Origin of the sequence: Lagierella sp., from assembly GCF_029983815.1 — a bacterium.
GTDB lineage: Bacteria > Bacillota > Clostridia > Tissierellales > Peptoniphilaceae > Mediannikoviicoccus.
In genome coordinates this window covers 59549-66976 of the sequence record NZ_JASBYU010000010.1, presented here as the reverse complement: position 1 = coordinate 66976, position 7428 = coordinate 59549, and the positions used below count along the sequence as shown (strand labels likewise).

Below are 7428 nucleotides of genomic sequence, written 5' to 3'. Positions count from 1 at the left end.
TCAGTCCGCTTAGTAAAAATCAAATATTAGTGTCCGTGTTTAAGGGTGCATATCACTCTGCACATCGCCTTTTTTATTTTTATTAAAAGGGGTATCAATTCTATAGAGGTGACTATTATGAATAGAAAGATAAAAGCGATTAACAAAGGCTTTGAAACAAGGGACGGTGCAGGTGTTCATCTAACAAGGGTTTTAAGTAGAAGAACCATTGACGACCATGACCCTTTTATTATGCTGGATAGTTTTGACACTACAGATCCATCTGATTATATCAATGGATTTCCAGAACATCCCCACAGAGGTATTGAAACCATATCCTATATCTATAGTGGTGGGATGGTTCACGGAGACAGCCTTGGAAACGTTGACGAAGTTACTTCCGGCGGGGTACAGTGGATGACCGCTGGGTCTGGAATACTTCATTCGGAGACTATTCCTGCAACGGAGAGGATGCTTGGAGTTCAGCTTTGGCTTAATTTAAGTAAGGCAAATAAATTTGTAACTCCAGAATACCATCACATTAGTAAAGAGGAAATTGAAGAAATAAAGTTTGACGGAGGTTATTTAAGGCTTCTTGCTGGAAAGTACAAGGATCATACGGGATTTATGTCCCATTATCAGCCTTTAGATTACTACGATGTCCACTTAGAACCGGGAAAGAGCTTCCAAGTGGATGTTGACGAAAATAAGTCTATAACCCTATTTACCCTTATTGGCGAAATAGAAGTAGAAGGACAAAAAGTAGAAGAAAAGACTGGCGTAGCTCTGGATAAGGGAGACGAGGTCTCATTTAAAAACATTGGTGACGAAGAGTCCTACACACTGTTTTTATCCAGCGACGCCATCAATGAAAAGGTGGCTTGGGGTGGCCCTGTGGTGATGAATTCCATGCCCGAAGTCTATGAAGCCTTTAGAGAGCTTAGAGAAGGTACCTTTATAAAGGAAAAGATAGAATTTAATAAGTAAGTTTAAAAACTTCCCTATTGTAGTTAAACTTAGGGAAGTTTTTTATAGCATATTAATTTGATATTTCTAGGACACTATGATATATTATAGCAAAGTTATGCATTGTCAAATTCACGCTTAATGCTTTTCCATCCATGCATGGTGTAGGATGGATTAGTTAATATTAAAATAATAAAAGAGGTGTTATTATGACTAACAAAAACGGTTTCCAATTAGGATTATTACCTAAACTAATCATCGGGGTAATCTGCGGGATATTGATAGGTTCCTTTGCTCCTCTAACAATAATGAGGGGAATTAACACTATTGTACAAATTTTTAGTAATTATTTGAACTTTATTGTTCCTATGATCATCCTGGCCTTTGTAGTGACAGGCATCTCGGATTTAGGTGCTGGTTCTGGAAAAATTTTAGGATTTTCAGTTTTTATGTCCTACGGTTCAACAATACTTTGGGGCTTTGTAGCATATTTTCTATCCATGGCTCTATTCCCCCAAATTCTTGATCTTTCTGGTACAGCTTCCGTAAATGAAATGGGAGAAATTGAACCTTTCTTTACTATTGAAATGCCTCCACTGGCAAATATTACTTCAATCCTGATCTTAGCTTTTGTTCTTGGAATTGGAATTTCCCTTCTAAGGACTGAAAAGATTAAAGGTTTGTTCTCTGAGTTCCATAGGATAATAAATATGGTTTTAGAAAAATCCATCATCCCTTTTCTACCTTTGTATATTGCAGGAATTTTTGCACAACTTACATTTAGTGGAAATATTCAAGAAATTCTTAAATCCTATGGCGCTGTATTTATAGCAGTGGTGGTCTTTCAGATAATCGTCAACATATTGGAATATATAATTGCAAAAACATATAATAGGGATGCGCCGACTATAGCTCAATTTATAAAAAACCAAATCCCTTCTTGGCTGACAGCCATAGGTACCCAGTCCTCTGCTGCTACTATTCCAATAACTTTACAGACTGCAGAGAAAAACGGTACTTCTAAAGAGATAAGAGACTTTTTCATACCACTATCTGCAACGATTCACTTTCCCGGAAGCTCCATAGCTATTATGATGTTTGCAACTGCTGTAATGCTGATGGATAAAATGACGCCTTCCTTCGGCTCGATAGTAATATTTATATTATTAATGGGAGTCACCATGGTGGCAGCGCCGGGAGTTCCTGGTGGAGCTATTATGGCCGCTCTCGGTTTACTCGGTGCTCATCTAGGATTTAACGACACCCAAAGCACTTTAATGATTGCCCTATACTTAGCCCAAGACAGTTTTGGAACAGCTTGTTCCGTTGCTGGAAACTGTGCTTTAGTAACCATTATTGATAAGAAAGCAAAACAATACTAGGAGGAGAAAAATGAAAAGGGTAAGTTCTAATAATGTTATTTACAAATTCACTACAGATTTAAAAGAGGTTGAAAAGGTTAAGCCTGGAGAAGAATTTATAGTTGAGACCAACGACTGTTTTTATCAACAAATCCAAAGGGAAGATCAAGTTATAGAAGAGATAGATCATAGTTCTTTAAATCCAGCTACCGGGCCAATTTATGTGGAAGGAGCAGAAGTTGGAGACATGTTAAAGGTTCATATCAAAAAAATAGATATAGCTGATAGCGGATGCTCTTTAGCCATACCAGGGTCTGGGTTTCTTCCAGATAAGGTAAAAAAAGCTACCACTAAAATAATTGATGTAAAAGATGGATATGCCAATTTTACAGATATAATTAAAATCCCTATTAGTCCAATGATAGGTGTTATAGGAGTAGCTCCCCACAGAGAAGATGGAGAATGGACAACAGACACTCCTTATAAACACGGAGGAAATATGGATACAACTGAAATAAAGGAAGGCTCAACACTATACTTTTCTGTAGCCACAGAAGGCGCAATGCTTGCTCTAGGCGATCTTCATGCGGTTATGGGGGATGGAGAAGTTTGTGTTACCGGCCTTGAAATTCCAGGAGAAGTAACCTTGCAAGTGGAAGTTCTTAAAAACAAGTCTTTCCCTTGGCCTATACTTGAAACAGAAGATGAAATAATGGTGCTTGCAAGTGGCGACAATATGGAATATGCCACAAAAGAAGCCCTTAATAGTATTATAGACATCTTTGAAAAGTCCCTTGGTCTTACTTGGGAAGAAGGTTATATACTTTCAAGCCTTGCTGTAGACTTTAGAATTTCTCAACTGGTAGACCCAAAGATAACCATAAGAGCAGCCGTTTCTAAAGAAGTTCTTCCTTTTGAAAAAATGTTAAAGGCGCTGTAAATCTTTCAACCAAGAACTATTGTACTTGACATAAACAAGAGTAAAGCCTGCTTATTCAGTTAGAGCAGGCTTTTGGTTTTATTATTTTAATAACCCTTTGTTCTTTAAATACTCTTTTGCTACATCCTCTGCTCTTTCTCCTTTAACATCCACCTTATAGTTCATCTCTTGCATTGCCTCTGTGGATATGGAGTTTGAAATCTGTTCTAGAATCTCCTTTAGCTTCGGATATTTTTTCAAGGTTTCTTCCTTTAAGAGAGGTGCCCCTTGATATGGTGGGAAAAGCTCTTTGTCATCTTCAAGTATAACCAAATCGTGGGTCACTATTTCAGAATCCGTAGAGTACACTTCCACTATATTGATATCCCCTTTTTCAAGAGCCTCATACCTAAGTTTTGGTTCCATTGTGACAACATTCAAGTTTAGTCCATAGAGGGATTTTAGTCCCTTGTTTCCGTCCTCTCTGTCATTGAATTCCAGTGTAAAACCAGCCTTTGCACTAGACTGTACTTTAGCTAGGTCAGAAATCTTTTCTAATCCATTTTCTTTTGCATAGTCCTTTTTTACTGCAATCGCATAATTATTTTGGTAGTCCATCGGCTCTAGAAGTATCATATGCTCTTGTTCATAGATCTTATCCCTCGCCACTTCATAGACATCCCTTGGTTTATTGGACAAATCTTCTACTTTTTTTGTCAATAAAGAAGATGTAATGGTTCCTGTAAACTCGGGATAAACATCGATATCCCCCTTCTTTAAAGCTTCAAATAAAAAGGTGGTCTTACCAAAACTAGGTTTTATATCCACAGTTATATCCGTATTGTCCTCTATCAACTGCTTATACATATTTATTAATATTTCTGGTTCAGCTCCAAGCTTTCCAGCGGCTACGATACGTTTTGAACTGGGACTTCCAAAGGAAAATGTGGAGACTATCAAGATGGCTAAAGTCAGCATAAATGCTGTTAAAATGGTCTTTATCTTCTTGTCTTCCATGTACTTTATCAAAGCATTTATTGTAATGGCCAGTAACGCAGATGAGATTGCCCCTATCAATATCAATGAGGAATTGTTTCTGTCTATTCCAAGTAATATGAAGGATCCTAGACCCCCAGCACCGATCAAGGCTCCTAGGGTCGCCGTTCCTATCAACATTACAGAGGAAGTCCTCACACCACCTATAATATGTGGCATTGCAAGGGGTATCTCATATTTCCTCAACTTCTCCATCCTATTCATTCCAAAGGCAGTTGCAGCTTCTTTTAAAACCGGGTCAATTCCCCTAAGACCATTTATGGTGTTTTGTAAAATAGGAAATATTCCATATATCACTAGGGTTACAATGGCTGGAATTTTTCCAATTCCTAAAATAGGTATAAATAGTCCAAGTAGAGCCAGTGAAGGTACAGTTTGCATAACTCCTGCAACCTGTAGCGTTACTTCCGAAACTCTCTTTCTATTTGCAATTAAAATACCAAAGGGTATTGCAATGAGCATGGCGATAAATAAAGCTATCATCGAAATTTGAAAATGTTCAATCAAAGCTCTTACCCACTCATCAAATCTATCATTGAAAGTGTATATCAAATTATTCATCCCCATCCCCCTTATTAAAGAACTTTTCTACAAAATCAGTCTTTGGATTGGACTTAATATTCTCAGGGCTATCGATTTGTATAATCTCCCCTTCTTCCATCACACAGATCCTATCCCCCAGCTTTAAAGCCTCCTCGATATCATGGGTTACAAAAACCGTTGTAATCTTAAGCTCTTCTTGAATTGACTTAATCAAATCTTGTAACTGATTTCTCGTAATTGGATCTAGGGCGCTAAAGGGTTCATCCATCATCAAAATCTTGGGTTTTGCAACAATCGCCCTTAAAATTCCAACCCTCTGTTGTTCGCCTCCAGACAAGTCCTTGGGAAACCTATCTAAATACACCTTTGGGTCAAGGCCTACCTTCTCCATAAGTATATTTATCTCTCTTTTTATATCTTCCTTTTTCCAATTTTTCATCTCGGGTATAAGAGAAATATTCTCATAGACAGTTAAATTTGGAAAAAGCGCCCCTTGTTGAAGCACATATCCAACACATAACCTTAAGTCCCTGAGATTATAGTCTTTAATATTCCTTTTATCTATGACAATCTCTCCCAAAGAGGGCTCAATAAGTCTATTTATCATCTTCAAAGTAGTAGTCTTACCACTTCCACTGCTTCCAACTATGACAAAAAACTCCCCCTTACCAATATCAAAATTTATATCCTTTAAAACCCTATGGTCATTGTATCTCTTCTCTACATTTTTAAAATTTATCATGTCTCACCCCGTCTTTAAATGGATAATACTAGTAGAATAAATAAATTTAAGTAAACAAACCCCGATATATTTTTTTATACCCATTTGGTTTGAGTGGGTAAACTGCGGCTTTGGTGTGAGAAAAGGATGTTTTTGGAAAACCAATTATATTAATCTCTTTAAAATAAAAAAAAGCCGATACAATGTATCGACTGTATCGACTTAATTTATAATTTCTAAATATCTATTGTTTCTTCAAAGACTTTGCATAGATTGTATTCCCGATTCCTTGAACACATTGCACCATGATATACAATATAAAAACCGAAGAATATAAAATCGTATTGTTAAAGCTTTGATATCCATAGTTTATGGCTATAGCACCAATTCCTCCTCCACCAACGGCCCCTGCAATAGTGGAACCAGCGATATTATTAACAATGACTATAATTATTGCAGAAATTATCCCTGGTACAGACTCCTTGTATACAATCTCCTTCAAGATATCAATACTTGTAGCTCCATAGGACCTTGCCGCCTCGATCAGTAGCGGATCCACATTATTAAATACACCTTCAATATACCTTGCCGTAAAACCCATTGCTCCTACTGACAATGGCACAATTACCGCATTTGGTCCTATTGAAGTTCCTACTATTATCCTCGTAAGAGGGATCAGGGCAACTATTAAAAGCAAAATAGGAATACTTCTTATGATATTTACAAAAAAGCTAATTATTTTATAGACTAACCTATTTGGTTTTAGTCCACTATCTGAATAATAGTATAATAATGATCCTACTATAAAACCTAGGGAAAAACCCACCACTACAACAATGAGAACCATTCGTATAGTTGCCAGAGTAGCAGGTAGTATTATCTTAATAAAAAACTCTTTAAATTGTTCAAAATCCATTACTCCCATTATATTTGCCTCCAACTTATTTCCTTATCTTCCAACAATTTTATGGTTTCAGTTTTAAATTTTTCATCTATATTGTACTTGAATTTCACAACTAGACCGTTCTTAAAGTTGTAGTTTACACTATCTATGACCTTTAAGGTGTTATTGGTCAATTCAGAAAGTTTCGAAATAAGAAGATTGTCCTTAGGTAAATGAATAAGCACTTCGAAATTTATTCCATCCCTTGGTAAAGTTACATCCTCTTCTGCAACTAAACCCTCAAGCAATGTACTCTCCTTCAAAAATAGTTCTTCAGGTTTTTCTATAGCACTACATTTCCCCTTGTCTAAAAATAGGACCCGGTCACAAACTTCACTTATAACATCAAACTCATGACTTACCATCACTATGGTTACATTTAACTCTTCGTTTAACCTATTTAGAAGTCTCAAAATCGACTTGGTCGTGCTGGGATCTAGAGCAGAAGTGGACTCGTCGGATAATATGATTTCAGGGTCCGTTACTAATGCCCTGGCAATTGCAACCCTCTGTTGTTGCCCACCCGATAGACTGCTTGGCATTTGCTTAAGTTTTGATTCAATCCCAATTATCTTAGCAAGTTCAACAACTTTTTTATCTATGTCTTCCTTTGAAACCTTCCTTATCTTTAAAGGCAATGCAATATTTTCATAGACTGTCAACCTCTTTACAAGGGAAAAGTTTTGAAAAATCATCCCAATGTTTTCTCGAAACTCCAGTAACGCCTTTGGACTTAACTTTGAAATATCAGTTCCATTGATAAGGACCTCTCCACTATTATATGGAACCAATCCATTTAAACACCTTAAGAGAGTGGACTTACCTGAGCCACTCTCTCCAATGATTCCAAAAATTTCTCCCTTTTCAATATTGAAAGAAATACCATTTAAAACTTGGATATCGTCAAAACCCTTAACTAAATTGTTAACTGTAATCATTT

At 36.7% G+C, this 7428-nt stretch carries 7 protein-coding genes; 3 read left to right on the top strand and 4 right to left on the bottom strand.

What is annotated here, in order from left to right:
- Window positions 1-117 precede the first annotated feature (117 nt).
- From Q1K37_RS05535 to Q1K37_RS05525, 3 genes are all read left to right on the top strand, one after another.
- Complete coding sequence (locus tag Q1K37_RS05535; protein ID WP_300410310.1) at window positions 118-966, top strand: pirin family protein; 849 nt, start codon at window positions 118-120, stop codon at window positions 964-966.
- 188 nt (window positions 967-1154) lie between these two features.
- Entirely contained in the window at window positions 1155-2327 is a 1173-nt protein-coding gene (locus Q1K37_RS05530; RefSeq protein WP_300410308.1) for a dicarboxylate/amino acid:cation symporter, read from the top strand.
- 10 nt (window positions 2328-2337) lie between these two features.
- A complete protein-coding gene (locus Q1K37_RS05525; protein WP_300410307.1) occupies window positions 2338-3246 on the top strand; it encodes an acetamidase/formamidase family protein in 909 nt (302 codons plus the stop codon).
- Window positions 3247-3327: 81 nt separating this feature from the next.
- Here Q1K37_RS05525 and Q1K37_RS05520 read toward each other — a convergent pair whose 3' ends face one another.
- The 4 genes from Q1K37_RS05520 to Q1K37_RS05505 form a co-directional block, all read right to left on the bottom strand.
- On the bottom strand, window positions 3328-4842 hold the full coding sequence (locus Q1K37_RS05520; RefSeq protein WP_300410305.1) for an ABC transporter permease/substrate-binding protein: 1515 nt from the start codon (window positions 4840-4842) through the stop codon (window positions 3328-3330).
- Entirely contained in the window at window positions 4835-5566 is a 732-nt protein-coding gene (locus Q1K37_RS05515; protein ID WP_300410304.1) for an ABC transporter ATP-binding protein, read from the bottom strand. The genes Q1K37_RS05520 and Q1K37_RS05515 overlap by 8 nt, the downstream gene beginning before the upstream one ends.
- A gap of 223 nt (window positions 5567-5789) precedes the next feature.
- The gene (locus Q1K37_RS05510) at window positions 5790-6470 is read right to left on the bottom strand and encodes an ABC transporter permease subunit (protein WP_300410302.1); all 681 of its coding nucleotides are present in this window, start codon (window positions 6468-6470) and stop codon (window positions 5790-5792) included.
- Complete coding sequence (locus Q1K37_RS05505; RefSeq protein ID WP_300410301.1) at window positions 6470-7426, bottom strand: ATP-binding cassette domain-containing protein; 957 nt, start codon at window positions 7424-7426, stop codon at window positions 6470-6472. The genes Q1K37_RS05510 and Q1K37_RS05505 overlap by 1 nt, the downstream gene beginning before the upstream one ends.
- Window positions 7427-7428: the final 2 nt, after the last annotated feature.